The 24089-nt window shown below is 75.1% G+C and carries 24 protein-coding genes and 1 pseudogene; 12 read left to right on the top strand and 13 right to left on the bottom strand.

Translation table 11 applies throughout. From position 1 onward, the window contains the following. The 4 genes and pseudogenes from ACWEQL_RS29865 to ACWEQL_RS29850 all read right to left on the bottom strand — a co-directional run. Positions 1-577: pseudogene (locus ACWEQL_RS29865) on the bottom strand (hypothetical protein); the annotation flags it as partial. Between the two features lie 222 nt (positions 578-799). Beyond that, a complete protein-coding gene (locus ACWEQL_RS29860; protein WP_452153450.1) occupies positions 800-1339 on the bottom strand; it encodes a DUF6113 family protein in 540 nt (179 codons plus the stop codon). Then, positions 1336-2259 carry an N-acetyl-1-D-myo-inositol-2-amino-2-deoxy-alpha-D-glucopyranoside deacetylase gene (gene mshB / locus ACWEQL_RS29855; protein ID WP_452153449.1) on the bottom strand — a complete coding sequence of 308 codons (924 nt, stop codon included), beginning with the start codon at positions 2257-2259 and terminating at the stop codon, positions 1336-1338. Before mshB ends, ACWEQL_RS29860 begins: the two co-directional genes overlap by 4 nt. Before the next feature lie 31 nt (positions 2260-2290). Then, the gene (locus ACWEQL_RS29850; protein WP_452153448.1) at positions 2291-2485 is read right to left on the bottom strand and encodes a DUF2304 family protein; all 195 of its coding nucleotides are present in this window, start codon (positions 2483-2485) and stop codon (positions 2291-2293) included. Positions 2486-2803: 318 nt separating this feature from the next. Here ACWEQL_RS29850 and ACWEQL_RS29845 point away from each other — a divergent pair, with 318 nt between their 5' ends. Continuing rightward, a complete protein-coding gene (locus ACWEQL_RS29845; protein ID WP_452153447.1) occupies positions 2804-4957 on the top strand; it encodes an alpha/beta fold hydrolase in 2154 nt (717 codons plus the stop codon). Positions 4958-5000: 43 nt separating this feature from the next. Here the strand turns inward: ACWEQL_RS29845 and ACWEQL_RS29840 are convergent, their stop codons facing one another. Together ACWEQL_RS29840 and ACWEQL_RS29835 are read right to left on the bottom strand one after the other, a co-directional pair. Next, positions 5001-6419, bottom strand: coding sequence for a sensor histidine kinase (locus ACWEQL_RS29840; protein ID WP_452153446.1), 1419 nt, complete (start codon positions 6417-6419; stop codon positions 5001-5003). A 2-nt stretch (positions 6420-6421) separates the two neighbouring features. Further along, entirely contained in the window at positions 6422-7087 is a 666-nt protein-coding gene (locus tag ACWEQL_RS29835) for a response regulator (protein ID WP_452153445.1), read from the bottom strand. A gap of 140 nt (positions 7088-7227) precedes the next feature. On the opposite strand from ACWEQL_RS29835, the gene ACWEQL_RS29830 reads away from it, so the two are divergent. Next, positions 7228-8385: a lipid II:glycine glycyltransferase FemX gene (locus ACWEQL_RS29830; RefSeq protein ID WP_452153444.1), complete on the top strand. Its 1158-nt coding sequence runs from the start codon at positions 7228-7230 to the stop codon at positions 8383-8385. A gap of 17 nt (positions 8386-8402) precedes the next feature. Then, positions 8403-10034: a murein biosynthesis integral membrane protein MurJ gene (gene murJ / locus ACWEQL_RS29825; RefSeq protein WP_452153443.1), complete on the top strand. Its 1632-nt coding sequence runs from the start codon at positions 8403-8405 to the stop codon at positions 10032-10034. A 6-nt stretch (positions 10035-10040) separates the two neighbouring features. On the opposite strand, the gene ACWEQL_RS29820 is transcribed toward murJ, so the two are convergent. Together ACWEQL_RS29820 and ACWEQL_RS29815 are read right to left on the bottom strand one after the other, a co-directional pair. Continuing rightward, positions 10041-10916, bottom strand: a complete 876-nt coding sequence (locus tag ACWEQL_RS29820) for a transglutaminase family protein (RefSeq protein ID WP_452153442.1) — start codon at positions 10914-10916, stop codon at positions 10041-10043. A gap of 104 nt (positions 10917-11020) precedes the next feature. Beyond that, complete coding sequence (locus ACWEQL_RS29815; protein ID WP_452153441.1) at positions 11021-12028, bottom strand: GNAT family N-acetyltransferase; 1008 nt, start codon at positions 12026-12028, stop codon at positions 11021-11023. 131 nt (positions 12029-12159) lie between these two features. Between ACWEQL_RS29815 and fdxA the strand changes: the two genes are divergently transcribed. Both fdxA and dapC read left to right on the top strand, forming a co-directional pair. Continuing rightward, a complete protein-coding gene (gene fdxA / locus ACWEQL_RS29810) occupies positions 12160-12486 on the top strand; it encodes a ferredoxin (protein ID WP_452153440.1) in 327 nt (108 codons plus the stop codon). A 22-nt stretch (positions 12487-12508) separates the two neighbouring features. After that, entirely contained in the window at positions 12509-13654 is a 1146-nt protein-coding gene (gene dapC / locus ACWEQL_RS29805) for a succinyldiaminopimelate transaminase (protein ID WP_452153439.1), read from the top strand. Between the two features lie 80 nt (positions 13655-13734). On the opposite strand, the gene ACWEQL_RS29800 is transcribed toward dapC, so the two are convergent. Next, positions 13735-14508: a hypothetical protein gene (locus ACWEQL_RS29800; protein WP_452153438.1), complete on the bottom strand. Its 774-nt coding sequence runs from the start codon at positions 14506-14508 to the stop codon at positions 13735-13737. A 281-nt stretch (positions 14509-14789) separates the two neighbouring features. Next, positions 14790-15815, bottom strand: a complete 1026-nt coding sequence (locus ACWEQL_RS29795; protein ID WP_452153437.1) for a hypothetical protein — start codon at positions 15813-15815, stop codon at positions 14790-14792. A gap of 529 nt (positions 15816-16344) precedes the next feature. Between ACWEQL_RS29795 and dapE the strand changes: the two genes are divergently transcribed. Together dapE and ACWEQL_RS29785 are read left to right on the top strand one after the other, a co-directional pair. After that, complete coding sequence (gene dapE / locus ACWEQL_RS29790) at positions 16345-17421, top strand: succinyl-diaminopimelate desuccinylase (protein WP_452153436.1); 1077 nt, start codon at positions 16345-16347, stop codon at positions 17419-17421. Between the two features lie 154 nt (positions 17422-17575). Next, positions 17576-18385: an LOG family protein gene (locus ACWEQL_RS29785; RefSeq protein ID WP_452153435.1), complete on the top strand. Its 810-nt coding sequence runs from the start codon at positions 17576-17578 to the stop codon at positions 18383-18385. Between the two features lie 21 nt (positions 18386-18406). Here the strand turns inward: ACWEQL_RS29785 and folP are convergent, their stop codons facing one another. Continuing rightward, positions 18407-19219 carry a dihydropteroate synthase gene (folP, locus tag ACWEQL_RS29780; RefSeq protein ID WP_452153453.1) on the bottom strand — a complete coding sequence of 271 codons (813 nt, stop codon included), beginning with the start codon at positions 19217-19219 and terminating at the stop codon, positions 18407-18409. 110 nt (positions 19220-19329) lie between these two features. On the opposite strand from folP, the gene ACWEQL_RS29775 reads away from it, so the two are divergent. Both ACWEQL_RS29775 and ACWEQL_RS29770 read left to right on the top strand, forming a co-directional pair. Beyond that, a complete protein-coding gene (locus tag ACWEQL_RS29775) occupies positions 19330-19887 on the top strand; it encodes a DivIVA domain-containing protein (protein WP_452153434.1) in 558 nt (185 codons plus the stop codon). After that, a complete protein-coding gene (locus tag ACWEQL_RS29770; RefSeq protein ID WP_452153433.1) occupies positions 19884-20489 on the top strand; it encodes a DNA-3-methyladenine glycosylase I in 606 nt (201 codons plus the stop codon). Before ACWEQL_RS29775 ends, ACWEQL_RS29770 begins: the two co-directional genes overlap by 4 nt. Here the strand turns inward: ACWEQL_RS29770 and ACWEQL_RS29765 are convergent. Next, entirely contained in the window at positions 20474-21274 is an 801-nt protein-coding gene (locus ACWEQL_RS29765) for an enoyl-CoA hydratase-related protein (protein ID WP_452153432.1), read from the bottom strand. The genes ACWEQL_RS29770 and ACWEQL_RS29765 overlap by 16 nt on opposite strands. Before the next feature lie 298 nt (positions 21275-21572). Here ACWEQL_RS29765 and ACWEQL_RS29760 point away from each other — a divergent pair, with 298 nt between their 5' ends. After that, positions 21573-21740: a DUF3117 domain-containing protein gene (locus ACWEQL_RS29760; RefSeq protein WP_014137929.1), complete on the top strand. Its 168-nt coding sequence runs from the start codon at positions 21573-21575 to the stop codon at positions 21738-21740. Between the two features lie 136 nt (positions 21741-21876). Here the strand turns inward: ACWEQL_RS29760 and ACWEQL_RS29755 are convergent, their stop codons facing one another. Beyond that, on the bottom strand, positions 21877-22512 hold the full coding sequence (locus ACWEQL_RS29755) for an O-methyltransferase (protein ID WP_452153452.1): 636 nt from the start codon (positions 22510-22512) through the stop codon (positions 21877-21879). Between the two features lie 294 nt (positions 22513-22806). On the opposite strand from ACWEQL_RS29755, the gene sigE reads away from it, so the two are divergent. Continuing rightward, positions 22807-23541, top strand: a complete 735-nt coding sequence (gene sigE, locus ACWEQL_RS29750; RefSeq protein WP_452153451.1) for an RNA polymerase sigma factor SigE — start codon at positions 22807-22809, stop codon at positions 23539-23541. Beyond that, on the top strand, positions 23538-24089 hold a 552-nt coding region (locus tag ACWEQL_RS29745; RefSeq protein WP_452153431.1), incomplete at its 3' end, for a zf-HC2 domain-containing protein. The genes sigE and ACWEQL_RS29745, both read left to right, overlap by 4 nt.

Below are 24089 nucleotides of genomic sequence, written 5' to 3'. Positions count from 1 at the left end.
CCGCTCGGCCGGCGGCCGGGGCGGGCGCGCCCGCCGGGACCGCGGCCGGGGTGTCCTGGGCGCCCTTCCTCTGGCGCGGACGGAACCACTCGCCGGTGGACTCGGCCTCGGAGGCGCCGGAGCCGGCCGGCGCGCCGGGGCCCTGCCGCTCGGGCGCCGGGCCCGGCGGGGTGGCGGTGCGGGCCTTGGCGTCCGCCTTGGCGGGGGCGGCCGCGGCGGCGCGCAGCCGGGGGGCGGCCTGGCCGTCACCGGCCGGGGCCTCGTCGGCGGTGCCGTCCTCGTTCTTGACGGGGCTGCGGACCACGACCGGCGGGATCGGCCGGGAACCCGGGATGTTGATCCGGATCCGGGTGGTCAGCGTGGTCTCGGTCTTCGGGGCGTCGTCCTCGCCGCCCGCGGCCGGGCCGCGGCCGTTGCCGGAGGCCTTGGCCGCAGCGGGGCCCGAGGGCGCGCCGGCGCCCGCCCGGTCGCCGCCGGGGAAGCCCGGCACCCCGTACGGCGGGGTGCCCGACGGGTAGGCGTCCGGACCCGTGCGCCGGGGCGCCGGGTTGGCGTTGTCAGATTCGCGGCTGCTCAATGCTGCTCTGCTCCGGATTCGCGGGCGTGGCTGTGGGGCACGACTGCGGGTTCGTGGTCGCCGGCCCGACGACGGTCGGGTGCGGCGTTCTGCGGCACCACCATACTGGGAAGAACTGAGCGGTGAACTGGATGGGATAGAACCTGATACGTCCGGTTCCTCCGTTATGAGACTACGGGTGCCCGCCCCTGACTGCTCGTCGTGACGGCCCGCTCACCGGGCTCAGCGCGGCTGGTTGGGGACGCCGGGGAACCAGCTGGTCCGGGTCGGCAGGGTGGCGCAGATCACCCCGAGGATCGAGCCCGCGAACAGGTAGGCGTACGACGTCGCGTTGGTCCACAGGACGTTGTCGCCCTCGGGGCGCGGGACCATCACCATCAGCAGTGCCAGGAACCAGCCGGCCGCCGGGATTCCGGCGCCGAGCCGGGTGCCGGTGATCCGCAGGCCCGCGTAGAACACGGCCGCGGTGGCGGCGAGCGCCAGCAGGAGTCCCACGGGTGCCCACAGGTTCTGCACGAATGCTCCGCAGACCGACACCGCGATCCCCAGCGGGAAGAACAGGACATAGGTGACGATCCGACCGGTGCGCGAGGGCTGGGACTCGGCCAGTCGCTCGGCCCGGGTGCCGAGCAGGGCGGACGGGAGGGCGCGCAGCCGTTCGCCGAGGGGCTTGCCGGGGGCCTCGGCCGGCCCGGCGTCCCCGGCCGGCCCCGCTTCCCCGGCGGGCCCGGTCGGCTTGGCGGGCTTGGCGGACTCGGTCATCGGGCGTTCCCCTCGGAGGAGTCGCCGGCCGTCTCCAGGCCCGCGAAGAGGTCGGTCTCCGGCAGCTCGGGCCCGGCCTGGCCGTGCGCCAGCTGGTAGTACTCGGTGGCGATCAGCGGCTGGCCGAGGTCGTTGGACAGCGCGAAGAAGTCGCCGTCCACGGTGATCTGGGTGGCGTGCGCGGCCATCGCGGCGGCCTTGCGCCCGGCGTGCGCGGCGCCGTCCAGCACGGTGGTCACCAGCGCGTCGTCCACCACCCCGGGCACGTCGCGGGCCTCGGCGACGCCGGGGAACGGCGCCTCGTCGGCGGTCGCGGCGAGGCCCCGCTCGATCACCGAGCGGGGCATCCGGTTCCAGTACACCTTGGCGATCCGCCAGGCCGGGCCGAGCTCCGGGCGGTGGCCGGGGTCGGCGGCGAGCTCGTACGCGCGGGTGGCGACCCGGTGCGCCTGGATGTGGTCGGGGTGGCCGTAGCCGCCGTGCTCGTCGTAGGTGACCAGCACCTGCGGACGGGTCTCGCGGATCACCGCGACCAGGTGGCCGGCCGCCTCGTCGAGGTCCGCCTGCCAGAAGCAGCCGGGCACCTCGTTGTCGGGCACGCCCATCATCCCGGAGTCGCGGTAGCGCCCGGGGCCGCCGAGGAAGCGGAAGTCGGCCACGCCGAGCTCGCGCATCGCGGCGGTGAGCTCGCCGATCCGGTACGGGCCGAGGGCGTCCTCCCGGTCCTGCGTCAGGTGGGCCAGGGCGGGCGGGATCACCTCGCCGCCCTCGCCGAGGGTGCAGGTCACCAGGGTGACGTGGGCGCCCTCGGCGGCGTACCTGGCCATCGTCGCGCCGTTGCCGATCGACTCGTCGTCGGGGTGGGCGTGCACCAGGAGCAGGCGGCGGCCGGCGGTCGCCGCCGTGGTGGTCGCGGTCATGGGCAGCAGCCTAACCACCGCCGGGGTGGGGTCAGAGCTTCAGGCCGTTGATCATTCCGGCGAGATTGGCGGTGACCTGGGTGATCGAGGGGGCGACGGAGCTGGAGGCCAGGTAGAAGCCGAGCAGCGCGCAGACGATCGCGTGCGACAGCTTCAGGCCGGAGCGCCGGATCAGCAGGACCACGATGACCAGCATCAGCACGGCGGCGGAGATGGACAAAGCCATGGCGGCTCACACCCCTTCTCGGGTGCGCCGCTCCTCCTCCAGGAGGGCGGCGGTGGGACCGTGTGGGACCAGTGCGAGCGGCGACGGGGGCCGGGACGGGACCCCGACGATCACTCGTCGGACCAGTCATACCCGATGCGTGAGCGGAGCATTACGTTCGGTGAGGCCGTGCGCGCCGGGGTGCGGCGGTACGGGTGGGGCGCATGGGCCGGTCGGAGGGGGTGTGACCCCCCGTGGGGAGTACTTCGCGGGGATGCTCCGAACGAGTGATCACGATCAGCCGGGCGAGGGGCGCCACAGGTCGTAGGGTCTGGTGCCATGACCACCCAGAACCCTGCGGACACCTTCCCGAGGCAATACGCGCGCACCCTGCGGTACACCGTGGGCGCGCCCCGGTCGTTCTCCGTCGCATCCGACGGATCCCGGGTCGTCTTCCTGCGCTCCCGCTCCGGCAGCGACCGGGCCAACCTGCTCTGGACCCTGGACACCGCGACCGGCGAGGAGCGGATCGCCGCCGACCCGGTCGCCCTGCTCGGCGGCGGCGAGGAGGACCTCTCGCCGGCCGAGCGGGCCCGCCGCGAGCGCAGCCGGGAGGGCTCGGCCGGCATCGTCGGCTACGCCCTGGACGGCCCCGGCCGGCTCGCCGCGTTCGCGCTCTCCGGCCGGCTCTTCACCGCCGACCTGGTCGGCGGCGGCGTCACCGAACTGCCCGCCGAGGGCCCGCTGCTCGACCCGCGCCCCTCCCCGGACGGTGCCTTCGTCGCGTACGCCACCACCGGCGGCGAGCTGCGGCTGACCCGCACCGACGGCACCGCCGACTGGGCCTTCGCCCAGCCGGACGGGCCGAACGTGACCTGGGGTCAGGCCGAGTTCATCGCCCAGGAGGAGATGGACCGCGACCGCGGCTTCTGGTGGTCGCCCGACAGCGACCGGCTGCTGGTCGAGCGCGCCGACGACTCCCCGGTGCGCCGCTGGTGGATCGCCGACCCGGCCAACCCGGCCAGCGAGCCCGCCGAGGTCGCGTACCCGGCCGCCGGCACCGCCGACGCCGAGGTCGGGCTCTGGGTCTTCGGCCTGGACGGCAGCCGGACCGAGGTCGACTGGGACCACGAGGCCTTCCCCTACCTCGCCCGGGTGCACTGGTCGAAGGGCGGGGTGCCGCTGCTGCTGGTGCAGACCCGCGACCAGCGCGTCCAGCGGATCCTCGGCCTGGACGTCGAGACCGGCGCCACCGAGGTGCTGCACGAGGAGCGCGCGGACGCCTGGCTGGAGCTGTTCCCGGGCGTGCCGGCCTGGACGCCGGACGGCAAGCTGGTCCGGATCTCCGACGAGTCGGGGGCTCGCGCCCTGGTGATCGGCGACCACGCCGTCACCGGGCCCGACCTGCACCTGCGTTCGGTCCTCGCGGTCACCGCGGAGGAGGTGTTCTTCACCGCCTCCGGCGGCGCCGGGGAGACCGACCCGGTGCCCGGCTGGATCGCCGCCGGCCGGATCGGCCACGACGGCAAGCGGCTCTCCTGGGAGGCCGCCGGGGCCGACCCGTTCACCGCGGTCACCAACGCCGTGCACGCGGCCGGCGTCACCGTGCGCGCCACCGCGGCGCACGACCGGCCCGGCAGCCTGGTCGAGGTCGCCCGTGACCTGCCGGAGGGCGTGGTGGTCGACGACATCGCGGTCATCGAGTCGTACGCCGAGACCCCGGTCCTCACCGCCCGCCCGGTCTTCCGCTTCGCCGGCGAGCGCCGCATCCCCGCCGCGGTCTTCCTGCCCACCGGGTACGACCGCGAGCGCGACGGTCTGCTGCCGGTACTGATGGACCCGTACGGCGGGCCGCACGGCCAGCGCGTGGTCCAGGCGCACAACCCGCACCTCAACTCGCAGTGGTTCGCCGACCAGGGCTTCGCCGTCATCGTCGCCGACGGGCGCGGCACCCCCGGGCGCAGCCCCGCCTGGGAGCGGTCGATCGCCTTCGACTTCGCCGGCGCCACCCTGGACGACCAGGTGGACGCGCTGCGGGCGCTGGCCGGGGAGTTCCCGCTGGACCTCGACCGGGTCGCGATCCGCGGCTGGTCGTACGGCGGCTACCTCTCCGCGCTCGCGGTGCTGCGCCGCCCGGACGTCTTCCACGCGGCCGTCGCCGGCGCCCCGGTGACGGACTGGGAGCTGTACGACACCCACTACACCGAGCGCTACCTCGGCCACCCGGCCGAGCGGCCCGAGGTGTACGCGGCCAACTCGCTGAGCGGGTACGCGGCCGGGCTGGAGCGTCCGCTGATGATCATCCACGGGCTGGCGGACGACAACGTGGTGGCCGCGCACACCCTGCGGCTCTCCTCGGCGCTGCTCGCGGCGGGCCGCCCGCACACCGTGCTGCCGCTGTCGGGCGTGACCCACATGACCCCGCAGGAGGAGGTCGCGGAGAACCTGCTGCTGCTCCAGGTCGACTTCGTGAAGCGGTCGCTGGGCCTGTGAGCCGGCCGGCCGGGGGCGGGTGACCGCCCCCGGCCCGCTCCGTTCATACGGCGGCCGGCAGCTCCAGCACGAAGCGGGCGCCCCGCGGCGCGTGGGCCAGCCGCAGGGTGCCGCCGTGCCGCTTGGCGATGTCGGCGGCGATGGCCAGGCCGAGGCCGCTGCCGCCGGAGTCCCGGCTGCGGGCCTCGTCGAGCCGGGTGAACGGTTCGAAGATCCGCTCGCGCTCGGCCGGCGGGACGCCCGGGCCGTCGTCGCGCACCTCCAGCACACAGCGGTGCACGGCGGGCCGGGCGACGAGCACGATCTCGCCCTCCGCGTGCCGGCGGGCGTTGTCGAGCAGGTTGCGCACCAGCCGGTGCAGCCGCATCCGGCTGCCGCGCACCGGCACCGGGTCCGGCGCTTCGACCTTCACGGTGAGCCGCCCGCCGATCAACGGGCGGTACTCGTCGGCGAGTTCGCGCAGCACGGCGGCCAGGTCCACGGTGCCGTCCACGGTCGGGACGGCCGGGCCCGAGCTCCGGGCCAGGAACAGCAGGTCCTCGGTGAGCTGCTGGAGCCGCTCCACCGAGGCCAGCGCCTCCGCGGTGGCGGCGGGCCAGTCGGTGCGCTCCGGATGGGCCAGCGAGACCTCCAGGTTGGTGCGCAGCGCGGCGATCGGGCTGCGCAGCTCGTGGGAGGCGTCCGCGACGAACCGCTGCTGCTGGACGGCGGAGCGCTCCAGCCGGTCCAGCGTGGCGTTGGTGGTGCTCGCCATCCGGGAGATCTCGTCGTGGGTGCGGGGCACCGGCACCCGGCGGTCCAGCCGGTGCTCGCCGATCTCGGCCAGCTCGGCCCGGATCGCCTCCACCGGCCGCAGCGCCCGGCTGGTGGCCACCCAGGCGACCAGGGCGACCAGCAGCGCGGCGGCCGGCACGCCGGTCTGCAGCACCGGGTCGATGGTGCGCAGGGCGGCCTCGGCGGCGAACGGGGGCGCCAGCACGTACACCGTGACCGGGCCCGCCACCGGGGTGACCGGGCCGCCGGTGGCGGGCAGCCGGTAGAGCTCGGACCGGCCCGCCACGGCGGCGAAGGTGCCCCCGGAGTAGCGGTTGGCGGCGGCCGGCTTGGCCGGGGCGATGGTCACCGTGACCTCCGGGTGCCAGCTGTCGCCGGCGTCGGTCGGGGCGACCGGCGGCGTCCGGCCCGCCAGGTGCTGGGTGGTCAGCGGACCGCCGAGGGTGACCACCCGTCCGTCCGCGGCCACCACCACGTACGGCAGCAGCCGGACGTCGGCCGGGGCCACGCCGGTGCTGAAGCCGCGGGTGAGTTCCCGGACCTGGTACAGCGCCTCCGAGCGGGCGGCGGCCAGCTGCGCCTCGTACAGGTGGTCGCGCAGCCACCAGGCGCCGCCGCCGAGCAGCAGGGCCGCGGAGAGGCCCGCGGCGAGCGAGGTGCGCACACGGGTGGAGAGCCGGCCGGGCACGCTCAGGCCTCCAGCCGGTAGCCGGCGCCGCGGACGGTGGCGATCGAGCGCCGGCCGAAGGGGGTGTCCACCTTGCGGCGCAGCATCGACACGTACACCTCGACGATGGAGTCCTCGCCGTCGAAGGCCATGTCCCAGACCTCGTCGACGATCCGGCGCTTGGAGAGCACCTCGCCGGGGTGCTCGGCGAGGAAGCGCAGCACCGCGAACTCCCGCTCGGTGAGGGTGATCTCGGCGGAGCCGCGGCCGCAGCGGCGGGCCGGCGGGTCGAGCCAGAGGTCGCCGACCCGCAGCACCGCGCCGGGGGCCGCGCTGCGGCGCAGCAGGGCGCGCAGCCGGGCGAGGAAGACCAGGTAGGAGAACGGCTTGGTGAGGTAGTCGTCGGCGCCGGTGTCCAGCCCCTCGGCCTCGTCGTACTCGCCGTCCTTGGCGGTCAGCATCAGGATCGGGGTGGTGTCGCCGCCCTCGCGCAGTGCCTGGCAGACCTTGTAGCCGTTGAGGCCGGGCAGCATGATGTCCAGGATGATCGCCCGGTAGGCGTGGCGCTGGGCGAGCCGCAGGCCGGTGAGGCCGTCCGGGGCGAGGTCGACCGTGTAGCCCTCGGCCTCCAGGCCGCGCCGTACCGCCGCGGCCACCTGGGCGTCGTCCTCCACCACCAGTATGTCCATGACGATCAGGATGCCATCCGGCGCCGGTCCGTTCCTTAAGCCGTCTTCAGCTTCCTCAGGCTCGCTTCAGCGTCCGCGGCGCATGCTCGCCCAGGTCGCCGGCCCTCCGCGCCGGCGCGGGAGCGAGAAGGGGGCCGCCGATGACGGTCGTCCAGGTGGCACCGGCGGTGGGGACCGGTGGGCTGCGGCTGGTGACGGTGCCGGCCGAGGAGCACGCGGCGTGGGTGGCCGGCGAGCGGGCCCGGGCGCTCGGCGGGGCGAGCTTCCTGCAGTGCCCGTCCTGGGGGCGGGTCAAGGCCGGCTGGCGCCCGGAGAGCCTGGCCTGGACGGACGCCGACGGGCGGATCGAGGGCGCGGCGCTGGTGCTGTACCGGGAGATCCCGGGGATCGGCCGCAGCTTCGCGTACCTGCCCGAGGGCCCGGTGATCGACTGGGCGGCGCCGGGCCTGGAGCGGTGGCTGGACCCGCTGATCGCCCATCTGCGGGCGAAGGGCGTGTTCACCGTCCGGCTGGGGCCGCCGCGCGATCTGCGGCTGTGGTCCGGCGCGACGGTACGGGCGGCGGCGCGGGCCGGCCGGGCGCGGCGGCTGCGCGAGGTGCCGGCGGACCACGTGGACCCGGTCGGCGCGCTGGTCGCCGAGCGGCTGCGGGCGGCCGGCTGGGAGCCGGCGCCGAAGGACACCCAGCCCCGGTACACCTTCCGGCTGCCCCTGGCCGGGCGCGAACTCGGCGACGTGTTCGAGGGGTTGAGCTCCGAGTGGCGGCGCAACGTGCGCCGGGCCCGGCAGGCCGGCGTGGAGGTGGTCGAGGGCGGAGCGGAGGACCTGCCCGGGTTCCACCGGCTGGTGGCCGAGACCGAGCTGCGCGGCGGCTTCCACCTGGGCCGTGATCTCGCCTACTACCAGCGGCAGTTCGCCGAGCTGAACGCGGAGAGCCCGGGCCGGATGCGGCTGCTGCTGGCCCGCCACGGCGTCGAGGTGCTGGCCGCGCACACCCTGCTGACCGTCGGGAGCCGGGTCTGGTACCAGACCGGCGGCTCCTCGACGCTGGGCCGCGAGGTGCGGCCCAGCAACGCCCTGCAGTGGGCGATGATCCGCACCGCGCACGGCCTCGGCGCCGACGAGTACGACCTGCGCGGCGTCCAGGACGCCCTGGACGGGCCCGACTTCGGGCTGCTGCGGTGGAAGCTCGGCACCGGCGGGCGGGTGGTCGAGGGCCTGGGGGAGTGGGAGCTCGCGCTCAACCGGCCGCTGCACCGCGCCTTCCGTCGCTACCTGGCGCGCCGGGGGCAGGCGTGAGCGCCGCGGAGGCGGTCGTGCGCCGTTCCGGGCCCGCCGCCGGCGGGAACACCGTGGACGTGGGCCGGAGGACGGGCCATCGCAGGCCCCGGCGGCGGCTGCCCGCGGGCCTGGTGATGGCGGGCGGGACGGTGGTCTCACGGGCCACCGGGTTCGTCCGCGCCTCGGTGGTCGTCGCGGTGCTCGGCTCGGGCCTGCTGGCGGACGGCTACAACGTCGCCAACACCGTCCCGAACATCCTCTTCGTGCTGCTGATCGGCGGCGCGCTGAACACCGCCCTGGTGCCCCATCTGGTGCGCGCCGCACGGGAGTCGGAGGACGGCGGCCTCGCGCACGTCAACCGGCTGGTGACCGTCCTGGTGGTGGCCCTGCTGGCGGTCACGGCGGTGGTGGTGCCGGCCGCGCCGCTCGTCGTGCGGGCCTACACCGCCTACACGGGAGGGCAGTTGGACCGCACGGTGCTGCTGGCGTACCTGTGCCTGCCGCAGGTGTTCTTCTACGGCCTGTTCACCGTGCTGGGGCAGGTGCTCAACGCCCGCCAACGCTTCGCGCCGATGGCCTGGACACCGGTGCTCAACAACCTGGTCGTGATCGGGGTGTTCGGCTGGTACCTGCTCGACGCCCCGGCCGCCCTCACCGACCGGCACCTGCTCGTCCTCGGCCTCGGTACCACCGCCGGCGTGGTGGCCCAGGCGCTGGCCCTGCTGCCCTGCCTGCGCGCCGCCGGGGTACGGCTGCGCCCGCGCTGGGACTGGCGCGAGGCCGGCCTCGGCGAGCCGCTGCGGGCCGCCGGGTGGACGCTGCTGCTGGTGCTCACCGACCAGGCCGGCTACTGGGTGGTCACCCGGCTCTCCACCCTGGCCGGGGAGCGCGCCGAGGCGGCCGGGATCGCCGGGGGCGTCGGCTACACCGCCTACAGCAGCGCCTACCTGCTGTGGATCGTGCCGCACGGCGTGATGACCGTCTCGCTGGTCACGGCCCTGCTGCCCGGGATGAGCGCGGCCGCGGCCGAGGGCGCACACGGCACCGTCCGGGAGCTGGCCGCCCGGGCGCTGCGCACGGTCGCCGTGGTGACCGTGCCCGCCGCGCTGGCGCTCGCGGTACTGGCGCCGTACCTGGCGGAGCTGGCCTTCGGGCACGGGCGCGCCGGGGAGGCCGACGTCCGGGCGATCGCCGGGATGCTGACCGCCTTCGCGCCGGGCCTGGTGCTCTACTCGGCGGCGTACGCCCTCACCCGGGTCTTCTACGCGATGCGTGACAGCCGGACGCCGTTCCTGCTCAACCTGCTGCCGGTCGGGGCGGCCGCGGCGGGCGCCCTGCTCAGCCACCAGCTGCTGCCGCTGCGCTGGGCGGTCACCGGGATGGCGGCCTGCTACGGCGGATCGTTCCTGCTGACGGTGGTGGGCGCGGCGCTGCTGCTGCGCCGCCGGCTCGGCGGCCTCGACGGCGGCCGGGTGCTGGCCGCCCACGCCAAGCTGCTCGCCGCCGCCCTGCCGGCCGCGGTGGCCGCCCGGTACGCCGCGGGCCAGTGCGGCGCCGCCTGGGCCGCGCTGCTGCTCGGCGGGACGGTGCTGGCCGTGGTGTTCCTGGCACTCGCCCGGCTGCTGCGGGTCGAGGAGGTGGCGGCCCTGCGGCTGCGCCGCCGGTGACCGCGCTCAGTTGAGCCGGTAGCGGGCCGCGCGGGCCTCCTGGCGGACCCTCCCGGCGGCGTCGGGGTCGAAGGCGTCGAGGATCTGCGCGTACTCCTCCATCTCCGCCGAGCCGCCCAGGAAGTCGCCGGTGCGGACGAGGAGTTCGGCGCGCTCCAGGCGGAGCTGGGCCGGGTGGCGGGGGAGCAGCAGGGCGAGTTCGGCGGCCCAGAGCTGGGTGCGGGCCTGCTCGGGGCGGTCGGCGGCCCAGCCGCGGATGTTGCCGAGCACCCGCAGCACGATCTCCAGCGGCTGGGCGGGGGTGAGCATGTCGGGGCGGTACTCGTGCCCGGCCGCGGCGACCAGGGCGGCCACGTCCTCGGGGTCGAGCAGCCGCCCGCCGTGGAAGGGGTCCGCCAGCACGTACTCGTCGCCGCCGGCCGGGCCGCCGACCGCGACGATGAAGTGGCCCGGCAGCGCGATGCCGTGGACGGTCAGCCCGGCCCGGCGGGCGACCGCGCTCCACACCAGCGACAGCATGATCGGCAGTCCGCGCCGGCGCCGCAGCACCTCCGGCAGCAACGAGGACTCCAGCCGGCGGTAGTCGGACTGCCGGCCGTGGAAGCGCTCGCGCCCGCCGAGGACGGCGGCCAGCAGGGCGGCGGTCTCCTCGGGCCCGGTCGGACGCCGCTCGGCCACCGCCTGCCGGACGGCGGCCGCGTGCCGGTCCAGCGCGGCCTGGCAGGCGGCCAGCACCTCGTCCACGGTGGGCGGGGCCCCGAGGTCCTCGGGCCCGTTGGCGGGGACGGGGTGCTCGGCCGCGGCGAGGAGGCAGAGCAGCACCGGATCGGGGTGCTCGGCCCGGGCCTCGGCTCGGAAGCGTGCTCTGCTCTGCTCGGTCACGGTGGCGACGACGGCTTTCCTGCGGCGGACGACGTGGGACGGGCGGTGCGCGGTCGGCGTGGCGGGGCGGTGGTGCGGGTGGCGCGGCGGTGGTGCGCGGGGCCTCAGGGGAGGCGGGCGTAGTGGTAAGTGTGACTGGTCGTGAAGCCGAGTCGGTCATAGAGCGCGATCGCACCACTGTTCTCGGCCTCGACCTGCAGGTAGGCGCCGCGCGCGCCCTCCTCCGCGGCCCGCGCCGCCAGCACGGCCATCACCGCGGTGGCCAGGCCCGCCCGCCGGGCGTGCGGCGCCACCTCGACCGCGCCGAAGCCCGCCCAGTCGCCGTCCACCACGCAGCGCCCGATGGCCAGCGGCGCCCCGCCGCCCGCGCCGGGCACGGCGGCGAACCAGACCGAGGGCCCGCCGTGGATCACCTTCGGCGCCGCCTCCTCGACCCGGGGGTCGCCGGTGACGCGCCGGTACAGCGACATCCATCCGGCGTCCGCCGTCCGTGACAGCCGGACCGCGTCGTGGTTGAAGCCCTGCTTGGCCAGCGGCCCCAGCTCGGCCGTCCGGACCAGGGTCGGCGCGATCGCGGCGCCCAGCCGGTCCAGTTCCGCGGTCAGGCCCTCGGGCGAGCCCGGTTCGCAGACCTCGATGTAGGCGGGCAGGCCGCGCGCGGCGTACCAGGCGCGGACGGCCTCCAGCGCCGCCGGCACCGGCAGCCCGGGGTCGCCGAGGGCCTGGACCGAGTTGGCCCGGCGGGTGAAACCGGAGGACGCGCGCAGCGTCCACGCGCCCAGCGGCTCCTGCTCGACGGCCGGCCAGCCGCGCGCGGCGACGTGCTGGAGCTCCAGCGCGGTGGCGGCGGGCAGCGGGGCCCGGCGGGCCGGGAAGAGCGGCACGACCTTGCCCGCGACCAGCAGTTTCTCGGGAAAACTGACCGGATCGCCGTCACGCGGGACCACCGTCAGGCCAAGATCGTCCCAGGATGTGAGCACCCCGATCGCATCGCGGAACACCGGACGCTCGTCCACGTACTCCGAAAGGCGTCGCACCGACACCCGTCGCCCCACGTCAGAGCGGTCTATCCGGACCTCCGGACGGTCCTCGACCGGCCCTCCAGCCGCCATCTGGGCACCTCCTGTGCATTTGCGGTCTCTGACCCGCGATACTAGGGGCGGGCATCGACGACGCCGCGCTCACCCGCGCACGCGATCAAACAGAATGGGCCGCCAGGGCCCTTCCGAGGAGGAACGACAGCGTGACCTACGTCATCGCGCAGCCTTGTGTCGACGTCAAGGACAAGGCATGCATCGAAGAGTGCCCGGTTGACTGCATCTACGAGGGCGAGCGATCGCTCTACATCCACCCGGATGAGTGTGTCGACTGTGGCGCTTGCGAGCCGGTCTGCCCGGTCGAGGCGATCTTCTACGAGGACGACACTCCCGAGGAGTGGAAGGACTACTACAAGGCGAACGTCGAGTTCTTCGACGAGCTCGGTTCGCCCGGTGGTGCGTCGAAGCTCGGCCTGATCGAGCGTGACCACCCGTTCATCGCCGCTCTGCCGCCGCAGAACGAAGACCACTGAGCGATCGGTGGCATCTGAAGCTGTGAGCACCGACGACAGCACGCGCGCGCCGTTCCCGGGCCACCCGGGAGCGGCGCGCCGCGTTTCCGACCTCCTGCCGGTCTTCCCCTGGGACAAGCTGGAGCCGTACAAGAGGACCGCCCTCGCCCACCCCGGCGGCCTCTGCGACTTCTCCGTCGGCACCCCGGTCGACCCGGTCCCCGAGGTGATCCAGAAGGCCCTGGCCGCCGCGACCGACACCCCCGGCTACCCGACCGTCTGGGGCACGCCGGAGCTGCGCGAGGCGATCGCGGGCTGGCTGAACCGCCGGGTCGGCGCCGGGATCGGCTCGCAGGCCGTCCTGCCGACCGTCGGCTCCAAGGAACTGGTGGCCTGGCTGCCCGGCCAGCTCGGCCTCGGCCCCGGCGACCAGGTCGCCTACCCCCGGCTCGCCTACCCGACCTACGAGGTCGGCGCCCGGCTGTGCGGCGCCGAGCCCGTGGAGTACGACTCGGTGGACGAGCTGGACGGCTCGCGGGTGCGCCTGATCTGGGTCAACTCGCCGTCCAACCCCACCGGCCGGGTGCTCGGCGAGGACGAGCTGCGCCGCGCGGTCGAGTGGGCCCGGGAGCACCGGGCGCTGCTGGTCAGCGACGAGTGCTACCTAGAGCTCGGCTGGGAGGCCGAGCCGGCCTCGGTCCTGCACCCGGACGTGTCCGGGGGCGGCCACGAGGGCCTGCTGGCCGTCCACTCGCTCTCCAAGCGCTCCAACCTGGCCGGCTACCGCGCCTCCTTCGTGGCGGGCGACCCGGTGGTGGTCAAGGAGCTGCTGGAGGTGCGCAAGCACGGCGGCATGATCGTGCCGGCGCCGGTCCAGGCGGCGACGATCGCCGCGCTCGGCGACGACGCGCACGTGGCCGAGCAGCGCGAGCGGTACGCGGCGCGGCGCGCGGCGCTGCGGGCGGCGCTGGAGGCGTACGGCTTCCGGGTCGAGCACTCCGAGGCGAGCCTGTACCTGTGGGTGACCCAGGACCGGCCCTGCTGGGAGACCGTGGCCGAACTGGCGGAGCTGGGCATCCTGGTGGCGCCCGGCGACTTCTACGGCCCGGCCGGTGAGCGCTTCGTCCGGGTCGCGTTCACCGCGACCGACGAGCGGGTCGCGGCGGCGGTGGAGCGGCTGCGCGGCTGAGCCCGTACGGGTGCGCACGCGCGAAGGGGGCCGGTGCGAACCGGCCCCCTTCGGCATGTGCGGGGGGAGGGTGCGGGGTGTCAGCCGATCGGCAGCCCGCTGAGGCTGCCGCCGTTCACGCCGCCGAGCAGGCCCTGGAGCGGGCCGGTGAGGCCGCTGAGGCCGGCCAGCGGGGAGTTCGGGCCGAGGTCGGCGCCGCCGAGGCGGTGGGCGGAGCCGTGCTCGCCCAGGCCCAGCAGGTCGGCGCCGGGCACGTCGGCCGGCAGCGCGCGCTCCAGGGCGCCGGTGGGCAGCGCGGCGGTGAGTGCGTCGGTGCCCGGCACGGCGCCGGACAGCGACTGCGCGCCCGGCAGGCCCTGGGTGAGCCCGGCGGTCTGGGAGAGCCCGCCGACCGGGTTGGTGGAGGCGTCGGCGCTGCGGCCGGTGGCGCCGTGGCCGGTGACGGCCTCGCCGAGCTTGCCGGTCAGGCCGGAGGCGACCTTCGGGGCGACCGTGCCCAGCTGGCCGGTGGTGGAGGCGGTGGAGTCGACCGGGGCGGTCAGCGAGCCGGCGTCCTTGTTGGCCTGCGGCAGCTGCTGGGCGACGATGTTGCCGGTGGCGTCGGCGGTGGCGGGCACACCTGCGGCGACGGTGGCGGCGGTGGTGGCCCCGGCGGCCTGGCCCAGCTCGTGCGTGGTGTTCTGCAGGGTGGAACCCGTGTTCGTGTTGCTGAGCTGGCCCAGCGGCGCGGCGAGGTCCGACTTCGGCAGCAGCGCGTCGGCGGCGGACGCGGTGCCGGCCGCGGCCAGCGGGGTCGCGGCGGCCGCGGCGAGCAGTGCGGCCTGGGCGATCCGGCGCGTGAGGGGGTGAGACATGGGGCTCCTCGAAAGGGGTGTGGGTCCGTCCTGTCCGCCGGGCGGACGACGGTACTACCGCTCGAGAAGCCAGAAGGTTTCGGCCGGTGCAAGGAATGGGTCAGGCTGCTGATCGGATGGTATGCCCGGCACGGCGGGGCCGGACCGGGCCCCTCCGGGGCGGCGGACACACCGCGCGGCAAGGGCGGTGACGGTTCCGGACCCCGGTGGCGGGCCGGGGCGGTCCGTCCACCGAGGTTGACCGGAATCACCCGTACGGCGGCAACCCGGACACCAGTGCGTCAGCCCTTGCCCGGCGCCGCGACCGACACCAGGACCAGCTTGGTCGAGGTCCCGGTCGGCTGCGGCTTCCAGCCGTCCGCCGACTTGGACCGGCGCCAGACCTTCCCGTCGTACGCGACCGTCTCGATGCCCAGCTGCTTGGCCTGCGTCACCGCCCAGTGCGCCACCGCCCAGCCGTCCTGCCGGGCCGCGTCCGGGCCGGCCTCGGTGCTGGCGTTCGGCTCCGGGGTCAGCGAGACGGCGTTCTCGGCGCCCTTGATCGTGGAGGTGAAACCGGCCGCCGGGGTCACCGTCCGGCCGAACTCGCGGCGCACCTTGTCGGTCAGCAGCTGCGTCCGGTCCAGCGCGGCCGCGGGCGCGGCGGACCCGGTGGCCCCGGCCGCCGGGGTGCCCGACGGGGACGCGGCGGCCTGCTCGATCTCGTCGAACTCGTTCACCACGCAGTTCAGCGAGGCCGCCTCACGGCCGGTGAGCGCCGAGGCCAGCAGGGTCGCCTTGGTCTCGTGCTTGGCGTACGCCTGCGGGTAGCCGCTCTTCTGCACCTGCTGGGCGGCGTCGGTCAGCGGCAGCCGGGTGTAGCCGGGCACCTTCACCAGGCCGTCCAGGAACTTGTTGGTGGCGTACACCGGGTCCATGATCTGCTCCACGGTGCCCCAGCCCTGCGACGGCCGCTGCTGGAACAGGCCCACCGAGTCCCGGTCGCCGCCGGTCAGGTTGCGGATCTTGGACTCCTGCATCGCGGTCGCCAGCGAGATCGTCACCGCCCGGTCCGGCAGCCCGCGGGAGTGCGCCACGGCCGAGATCGTCGAGGCGTTGGACGCCTGCGGGATCTCCAGGGTGCCCTCCCCGGCCGGGGTCTTCACCGAGCACCCCTCGTCCGCCCGGTCGTCCCCGCGCAGCCAGTACAGTCCGCCCGCGATCGCCGCGAGCACCAGCAGGCCCGCGAGCACCGCGGGCAGCGGTCCGCGGCGGCGACGTCCGGCGGCCGCGCCGCCGTCCCGCCGGCCTTTGCTTCTCCTGGCCACCCTCGCCCCTCTCCGCGCGTCCTGCTGCCCCGACACCGTACCCACTCGGACGGATGTACGGCGCCGAACGGTTCTGTTACTCGCCCCTCGCCTCCGGGCGCTCGTGCCCGCCGCCGACGTTTGTGGCTCCCGCGCTCTCTCCTGCGTCGTTCGCTTCCTCGCCCCGGTGCTTTCGGTGGCGGCGCGCCCTTCGGCTCACGGCGGGGACTCGCCTCTCGCCTCCGGGCGCTCGTGCCCGCCGCCGACGTTTGTGGCTCCCGCGCTCTCTCCTGCGTCGTTCGCTTCCTCGCCCCGGCGCTTTCGGCGGCGGCGCGCCCTTCGGCTCACGGCGGGGACTCGCTCCTCGCCTCCGGGCGCTCGTGCCCGCCGCCGACGTTTGTGGCTCCCGCGCTCTCTCCTGCGTCGTTCGCTTCCTCGCCCCGGCGCTTTCGGTGGCGGCGCGCCCTTCGGCTCACGGCGGGGAGGTCCGGTTCCCCGGCGGGGCCGTCCCCGCCCTCCCCCGGGGGCCGGCGGCATAGGCTGGGCGACCATGGACAGCTCGACGATGCCCCTGGATCTCAGTCTCGACGGCGGCGCGCTCACCGCGCGGCTGGTCGACTTCCCCTCCGTCAGCGGTGACGAGCGGGAGCTCGCCGACGCCGTGGAGGCCGCGCTGCGGGCGTACCCGCACCTGACGGTGGACCGGTACGGGAACAACGTGGTGGCCCGGACGAACCTCGGGCGGGCCGAGCGGGTGCTGCTCGCCGGGCACCTGGACACCGTGCCGATCGCCGACAACGTGCCGTCCTGGGTCGAGGGCGACCTGCTCTACGGCTGCGGCACCTCCGACATGAAGTCCGGCGTGGCCGTCCAGCTGCGGATCGCCGCCACCGTGCCCGAGCCCAACCGCGACCTCACCTTCGTCTTCTACGACTGCGAGGAGGTCGAGGCCACCCGCAACGGCCTCGGCCACCTGGCCGCCCGGCACCCGGACTGGCTCGCCGCCGACTTCGCCGTGCTGATGGAGCCCAGCGGCGCGGTGGTCGAGGGCGGCTGCCAGGGCACCCTGAAGGTGCAGGTCCGGCTGACCGGGGTGCGTGCCCACGCGGCCCGCAGCTGGCTCGGCGACAACGCCATCCACCACGCCGGCGAGGTGCTGCGCCGGCTGGAGGCGTACGAGCCGCGGCGGGTGGAGATCGACGGCCTGGAGTACCGCGAGGGCCTGAACGCGGTGCGCATCGACGGCGGGGTGGCCGGCAACGTGATCCCCGACGAGTGCGTGATGACGGTCAACTTCCGCTACGCGCCGGACCGCGACGAGGCCGGCGCGCAGGCACACGTGCGCGAGGTGCTCGCCGGGTACGAGGTGACGGTCACCGACTCCGCGCCCGGCGCGCTGCCCGGGCTCGACCGGCCGGCCGCGCGGGCGTTCCTGGAGGCGGTCGGCGGCCGGGCCCGGGCCAAGTTCGGCTGGACGGACGTGGCCCGGTTCAGCGCGCTCGGTGTCCCCTCGGTCAACTACGGGCCGGGCGACCCGAACCTGGCGCACAAGCGCGAGGAGCACTGCTCGCTGAGCGCCATCGCGGAGGTCGAGGAGCGGCTGCGGGCCTGGCTGACGGCGTCCTGACCGGGCCCCGGCCGCGTCCCGGCCCCGGCCCTGACCTCGGCGGCGACCCGCGGGACGGCCCGGGGCCGAGGACGTGCGCCGGACACCTCCCGGCCGTCCAACCGACCTTCCGCCGTTGCCTGAAAACCGGCAGTCACGGGCGTAGGGTTTCGTCATGACAGGCACAGGAGACGAAAAGCACTACGGGCACGGTCACGAGCAGGTCGGCGAGCCGCGCAAGAAGAAGGCCTGGCCGGAGAAGCAGAAGGGCCCGGTGCTGGTGCGCCGGGACCAGGTCGGCACCAGCACGACGGACCAGCGCCTGCTGGACACCACCGGGCCGACCGACTGGCTGCACACCGACCCCTGGCGGGTGCTGCGGATCACCTCCGAGTTCGTCGAGGGATTCGGCGCGCTGGCCGAACTCCCGCCCGCGGTCAGCGTCTTCGGCTCCGCCCGGACCCCGGTCGACTCGTCCGAGTACGCCGCGGGCGTGGCGATCGGCCGGGCGCTGGCCGAGGCCGGCTACGCGGTGATCACCGGCGGCGGCCCCGGGGCGATGGAGGCCGCCAACCGCGGCGCCTCCGACGCGGGCGGCCTGAGCGTGGGGCTGGGCATCGAGCTGCCCTTCGAGCAGGGACTCAACGAGTTCGTCGACCTGGGGCTGAACTTCCGTTACTTCTTCGTCCGCAAGACGATGTTCGTGAAGTACGCGCAGGGCTTCGTGGTGCTGCCCGGCGGCCTGGGCACGCTGGACGAGCTGTTCGAGGCGCTGACCCTGGTGCAGACGAAGAAGGTCACCCGGTTCCCGGTGATCCTCTACGGCTCGGAGTACTGGGGCGGCCTCGTCGACTGGCTGCGGACCACCCTGGTCGCCCAGGGCAAGGCGGCCCCGCACGACCTGGAGCTGTTCCACGTCACCGACGACATCGACGAGATCATGAAGATCCTCGCCGACGCCCGCCGGCCGCTCGACGAGATCTGAGCGGGGCCTCCCGCGGCCTCGCTACGCCAGCCCCCGGCGGGCGACCGCCGGGGGCCGGGTGCCGCGGATGGAGGCGACCATGTCCAGCACCTGCCGGGTCTCCGCGACCTGGTGCACCCGGTAGACCCGGGCGCCCAGCCAGGCGGAGACCGCGGTGGTGGCCAGGGTGCCGAGCAGGCGCTCGTCCACCGGCTTGTCCAGGGTCTCCCCGACGAAGTCCTTGTTGGAGAGCGAGACCAGCACCGGGAACCCGGTCGCGGTCATCTCCGGCAGCCGGCGGGTGGCCTCCAGCGAGTGGCGGGTGTTCTTGCCGAAGTCGTGGCCCGGGTCGATGATCACGGCGTCCCGCCGCACCCCGAGCTCCACCGCCCGTTCGGCCAGCCCGACGGTGACCCCCAGGATGTCGGCCATCACGTCCTCGTACCCGACCCGGTGCGGCCGGGTGCGCGGTTCGGCGCCGCCGGCGTGGGTGCAGACCAGTCCGGCGTCGTACCGGGCGGCGACCTCGGCCAGCCGCGGGTCGACCCCGCCCCAGGCGTCGTTGAGCAGGTCGGCGCCGACCTCGCAGACCGCCTCGCCGACCTCGTGGCGCCAGGTGTCCACGCTGATCACGGCCTCCGGGTGGCGCTTGCGCAGCTCGGCCACGAAGGGGACGGTCCGGCGCAGCTCCTCCTCGACGGTGACCTCGTCGCCGGGGCCGGCCTTGACCCCGCCGATGTCCAGGATGGCCGCGCCCTCGGCCATCGCGCGGTCGGCGGCGGTGAACGCGGCCTCGTCGGCGAAGGTGGCACCCTTGTCGAAGAAGGAGTCCGGGGTCCGGTTGACGATGGCCATGATCACCAGCTCGTCGTCGCCGAACTCCCGCGGTCCCAGGCGCAGTGCCACCGTTGTCTCCTCCACCGTCGCGGCGGGTGCGATGATGGCCCCCGGCCTACTCAGGGACCATGATCCCACCAGTGTCGGGGCCGGCCGGGAAGTCGGGAGGACAGCTCGTGTTCTGGGTGATCGTGGTGGCGATGGCCGTGGTGGTCGGCGGCGCCGCGCTGGTGGCGCTGGGCGGGGGCGGCTCACTGCCGGAGGCGGTGCACGACCGGATCGCCGCCCGGCTGCCGCAGGACCGTCCGCTGAGCCGGGACGACGTCGACGGGATAAGGCTGCCGATGGCGCTGCGCGGCTACCGGATGGACGAGGTGGACGACGTGCTCGACCGCCTCGGCGCCGAACTCGCCTACCGGGACTCGCGGATCGCCGAGCTGGAGGCCGCCTCGGCGGTGCGCGGCGCGGTGGAGGCGGGCGGCCCGCAGGCCGGGCCGGACGCCGAACCGCTGCCCGGCCTGGAGGAGTTCGCCCAGGTCGTCGCCCCGGCCCGGCTGACCAAGGAGCCGGCCGAGAAGGCCGAGAAGCCGGTCGGGGAGTCGGCCGGGGAGCCGCGGGACACCGCCCCGCAGGACTCCGTGCCGGGCGCGCCCGGAACACCGGGCACCTCGGGGGAGGGCCGGTGAGCGAGCCGCGCGAGGGGGCCGTGCCCGGCCCGGACGGGCTGCTGCGCTGCGGCTGGGGCGAGTCCGCGGACGACTACCGCGAGTACCACGACAGCGAGTGGGGCCGCCCGGTGCGCGGCGACGACGCGCTGTTCGAGCGGGTCAGCCTGGAGGCGTTCCAGTCCGGCCTGTCCTGGATCACCATCCTGCGGCGCCGGGAGGGCTTCCGGGCCGCCTTCGCGGGCTTCGAGATCGCCGAGGTCGCCGAGTTCGGCCCGGCCGACGTGGAGCGGCTGCTGCTGGACGAGGGCATCATCCGCAACCGCGCCAAGATCGAGGCCACCATCGCCAACGCCCGGGTCGCCCGCGACCTGGACGGCGGCCTGGACGCGCTGATCTGGCGGCACGCCGGCGACCCCGACCGGCCGGCCCCCCGCACGCCGGGCGAGGTGCCGGCCGTGACGCCGGAGTCGACGGCGCTCGCGAAGGCCCTCAAGAAGGCCGGCTTCCGCTTCGTCGGCCCGACCACGGCGTACGCGCTGATGCAGGCCTGCGGGCTGGTCGACGACCACCTGGCGGACTGCCACGCACGCGGTGGCGGCGAGGGTCAGCGGCCCAGGTAGACCGGCTTCTCCTTGGCGATGAAGGCGCGGACCGCGATCCGGTGGTCCTCGCTCTCGCCGGCCAGGGTCTGCAGCTCGTCCTCCTTGTCGAGCAGCTCGCTCAGCGAGTGCGAGGCGCCGTACGCGAGGGCCTCCTTGATGGCGCCCAGCGCGACCGTCGGGCCCTCGGCCAGCTCCTTGGCGAACACCCGGGCGGTGGCGGCCAGCTCTGCGGCCGGGACGACCTTGGTGGCCAGGCCCAGCTCCATGGCCTCGGCGGACCGCACGGTGCGCGGCAGCATCAGCAGCTCGGTGGCCTTGGCGTGCCCGACCAGCCGGGGCAGCGTCCAGGAGGCGCCCGAGTCGGCGGTCAGCGCGACACCGGCGAAGGACGTGTTGAAGCCGGCGGTGTCCGCGACGATCCGGAAGTCGCAGGCGAAGGCCAGCGAGGCGCCGGCGCCCGCCGCGACCCCGCCGACGGCCGCCACGGTCGGCTTGCGCATCCCGGCCAGCGCCCGGAGCAGCGGGTTGTAGTGCTCGGACACGGTCTTCAGCGCGCCCTCGCCGGTCTCCTCGGCGCGCTTGAGCAGGCCCAGGTGCTCCTTGAGGTCCTGTCCGACGCAGAACGCCCGGTCGCCGGCGCCGGTGAGCAGCACCGCGCGCACCGCGCTGTCCCCGGCCGCGGCGATCACGGTGTCGCGCAGCGCCACCTTGGTGGGGGTGTCCAGCGCGTTCATCGCGTCGGGGCGGTTGATGGTGATGACGGCCAGCGGTCCGTCGAGCTCGTACAGCACGGAATCCGACATGGGGTGAGGGCTCCCTCGTGATCGTCGTGAGGTCGTTCGTGAGCCAGGATGCCGGAGCGTGCGGCCGGCTGGGGAGTGTGAGGTGCGGCACCTTTCGGCGGCGTGGCGCCCGCGGGCACGCCGGGGCTTATCGCCGGAAATGCTCCGCTTGGCGGCGGTCCGGCCGGGGATGCACCGAGAGTGATGTTGGTCATCAGGCCGTGGCATGCGGGATAATGGCTTCCGATCAATGCGTTCGATACCGGCGGTGGACGGACTGCCGGTGCGTAGCTGAGCGTTTGCAGGAAGGGGAACGAGCATGGCGGCCATGAAGCCGCGGACGGGTGACGGCCCGCTCGAGGTCACCAAAGAGGGGCGGGGCATCATCATGCGCGTTCCGCTCGAAGGCGGCGGACGCCTCGTGGTGGAGCTCACGCCCGACGAGGCCGATGCCCTGGGTGAGGCCCTGAAGAAGGCCTGCGGCTGACCGCAGCGGGTGCTCCCCATCTCCTGGAGATGTGCACCGGGCCCGGGTACGACGAGAGTCGGCCCGGGCTCTGTGGTTCCCGGGGCCGGGCGGGCCCTTCCCGGGCCGGGCGGGCCCGGGGCGGCCGCCGGGCGGCTCAGCAGCGCTTGACCGCGCAGAGCAGCCCGTCACTGACCGGCAGCAGCGCCGGCAGCAGCTCCCGGCTCTCCCGGACGGCCTGGACCATCTCGCGCACCGCGTGGGTCTGCGGGTCGTCCAGCTCGGGCTCGGCGAGCCGGCCCTCCTGGAAGACCCCCTCGAAGCAGACCATCCCGCCCGGCCGCAGCAGCCGCAGCGCCTCCGCCAGGTACTCCAGCGCCTCCGCCGGGTCCCCGTCGCAGAACACCAGGTCGTACTGGCCGTCCGCGAGCCGGGGCAGCACGTCCAGCGCCCGGCCCGGTATGAACCGCGACCGGTTGGCCGCGAAGCCGGCCGCCTGGTACGCCTCCCGGGCCAGCTGCTGGCGCACCGGCTCCAGGTCCACCGTGGTCAGCACGCCGTCGGGCCGCATCCCGCGCAGCAGGTAGACGCCCGAGACGCCGGTCCCGGTGCCGATCTCCGCCACCGCCTTGGCGTCCAGGGCGGCGGCCAGCAGGCGCAGACAGGCGCCGCCGCTCGGTCCGATCGCCCGTATCCCGCTCCGGGCCGACTGTGCCCGGGCGTAGGTCAGCACCGCGTCCTCGCCGACGTAGGTGTCGGCGAGGGTCGCGCGCTCGGGCCCGAACTCGCTGATGGCTGCCTCGTTCCGGAGCGCCGGGCGACTGCCCGGTGCCGTGGGATGTCGATATTTCCTGCCACAGATTACTGGCCGACCGGGAACCGCGTACGGCGGCGGGCCGTTGATGGTGACGGGACCGGGCGGCGGGACTTCAGCCCCGGCCGCTTTTATCCGGGCTTGACGGGTGAGGTGGATATGGTGGTGGCCCTGCTGGGCAGAAGAGCCGACCGAGGAGGTGTGGCCGAGGGCGACGTCCCCGTGCGGCGGCACCACCGCGGCACCACGTCGGCCCGTACGCCGAAGCCCGTGATGAACCAGCCTGCGCATTCCACCCTGGACCAGCCGGCCGCCGAGACCACGGCCGCCGGCACCGCAGAGGCCCCCGCCGCCCTGGCGACCTTCGCCGAGGGCCCCGACGCGCAGACCTGGACCCCTCCCACGTGGGAGGAGATCGTCGAGGCGCACAGCGCCCGCGTCTACCGCCTCGCCTACCGTCTGACGGGCAACCAGCACGACGCCGAGGACCTCACGCAGGAGGTCTTCGTCCGGGTGTTCCGGTCGCTGTCGACGTACACGCCGGGGACCTTCGAGGGCTGGCTGCACCGGATCACCACCAACCTCTTCCTGGACATGGTCCGCCGACGCCAGCGCATCCGCTTCGACGCGCTCGGCGAGGACGCCGCGGAGCGGCTCGCCAGCCGTGAGCCGAGCCCGGCGCAGCACTTCAGCGACACGCACTTCGACGCCGACGTGCAGCAGGCGCTCGACACCCTGGCCCCGGAGTTCCGGGCCGCCGTGGTGCTGTGCGACATCGAGGGCCTGTCGTACGAGGAGATCGCCGCGACGCTCGGCGTGAAGCTCGGCACCGTCCGCAGCCGCATCCACCGCGGCCGTTCGCACCTGCGCGCCGCGCTCAAGCACCGCGCCCCCGGCGCGGCCCCCGGCCGCGAGCGCCGGGGCGGCTCGGAGGAGCCGGTGCCGGTGGGCGCCGCCGTCGGTGAGGCGGTCGCGGCCCAGGGCGGTCGTGGACGGAGGCGACTGTGAGTACGGCCGGCTCCGGTCCCGGCCGGCCGGAGTCCTCGGGCAAGGCCCCGGCCAGGCGCGGCGGCTGGGCCCAGCTGGGCCGCCGCAACCCCGCCGAGCCCGCCGCCCCGGCGCTGCCCCCGGCGGACGGCACGCCCGCGGAGGCCGTGCTGCGCCCGGTGGCCGTACGGGCCGTGGAGCCGGCGCCCGAGGAGCACCACCTGGGCGAGCGGCTGTCGTCCTTCGTCGACGGTGAGCTCGGCCACGACTCGCGGGACCGCGTGCAGGCGCACCTGGCGACCTGTCCGCAGTGCCTCGCCGAGGCGGACGAGGGCCGCGCCGTCAAACACCTGCTGACCAACTCCGGCACCCCCGGCCCGTCCTCGGCGCTGATGGCCCGGCTGCTGGCCGTCGGCGCCCTGCCGGACCAGCTCCCCGACCGGCCGCCGGCCGACCCCCGCGCCCGCCGGGACGACGATGACGACCTGCCCGGAGGCGGCGTGGCCGCGAGCGGCACGCTCGGCGGCAGCCGGCTGACCGGCGGCTCCTTCGGCCGCGGCGCGGACGCC

Source organism: Kitasatospora sp. NPDC004240 (assembly GCF_053603215.1).
This window is presented reverse-complemented; position numbering and strand designations above follow the sequence as displayed.

Coding starts and splice junctions, on each gene's coding strand:
- ACWEQL_RS29860 (WP_452153450.1), bottom strand. CDS start 1,339: ATGACCGAGTCCGCCAAGCCCGCCAAGCCGACCGGGCCCGCCGGGGAA.
- mshB (WP_452153449.1), bottom strand. CDS start 2,259: ATGACCGCGACCACCACGGCGGCGACCGCCGGCCGCCGCCTGCTCCTG.
- ACWEQL_RS29850 (WP_452153448.1), bottom strand. CDS start 2,485: ATGGCTTTGTCCATCTCCGCCGCCGTGCTGATGCTGGTCATCGTGGTC.
- ACWEQL_RS29845 (WP_452153447.1), top strand. CDS start 2,804: ATGACCACCCAGAACCCTGCGGACACCTTCCCGAGGCAATACGCGCGC.
- ACWEQL_RS29835 (WP_452153445.1), bottom strand. CDS start 7,087: ATGGACATACTGGTGGTGGAGGACGACGCCCAGGTGGCCGCGGCGGTA.
- ACWEQL_RS29830 (WP_452153444.1), top strand. CDS start 7,228: ATGACGGTCGTCCAGGTGGCACCGGCGGTGGGGACCGGTGGGCTGCGG.
- ACWEQL_RS29815 (WP_452153441.1), bottom strand. CDS start 12,028: ATGGCGGCTGGAGGGCCGGTCGAGGACCGTCCGGAGGTCCGGATAGAC.
- ACWEQL_RS29800 (WP_452153438.1), bottom strand. CDS start 14,508: ATGTCTCACCCCCTCACGCGCCGGATCGCCCAGGCCGCACTGCTCGCC.
- dapE (WP_452153436.1), top strand. CDS start 16,345: ATGGACAGCTCGACGATGCCCCTGGATCTCAGTCTCGACGGCGGCGCG.
- ACWEQL_RS29785 (WP_452153435.1), top strand. CDS start 17,576: ATGACAGGCACAGGAGACGAAAAGCACTACGGGCACGGTCACGAGCAG.
- folP (WP_452153453.1), bottom strand. CDS start 19,219: ATGGCCATCGTCAACCGGACCCCGGACTCCTTCTTCGACAAGGGTGCC.
- ACWEQL_RS29775 (WP_452153434.1), top strand. CDS start 19,330: ATGATCCCACCAGTGTCGGGGCCGGCCGGGAAGTCGGGAGGACAGCTC.
- ACWEQL_RS29765 (WP_452153432.1), bottom strand. CDS start 21,274: ATGTCGGATTCCGTGCTGTACGAGCTCGACGGACCGCTGGCCGTCATC.
- ACWEQL_RS29760 (WP_014137929.1), top strand. CDS start 21,573: ATGGCGGCCATGAAGCCGCGGACGGGTGACGGCCCGCTCGAGGTCACC.
- sigE (WP_452153451.1), top strand. CDS start 22,807: ATGAACCAGCCTGCGCATTCCACCCTGGACCAGCCGGCCGCCGAGACC.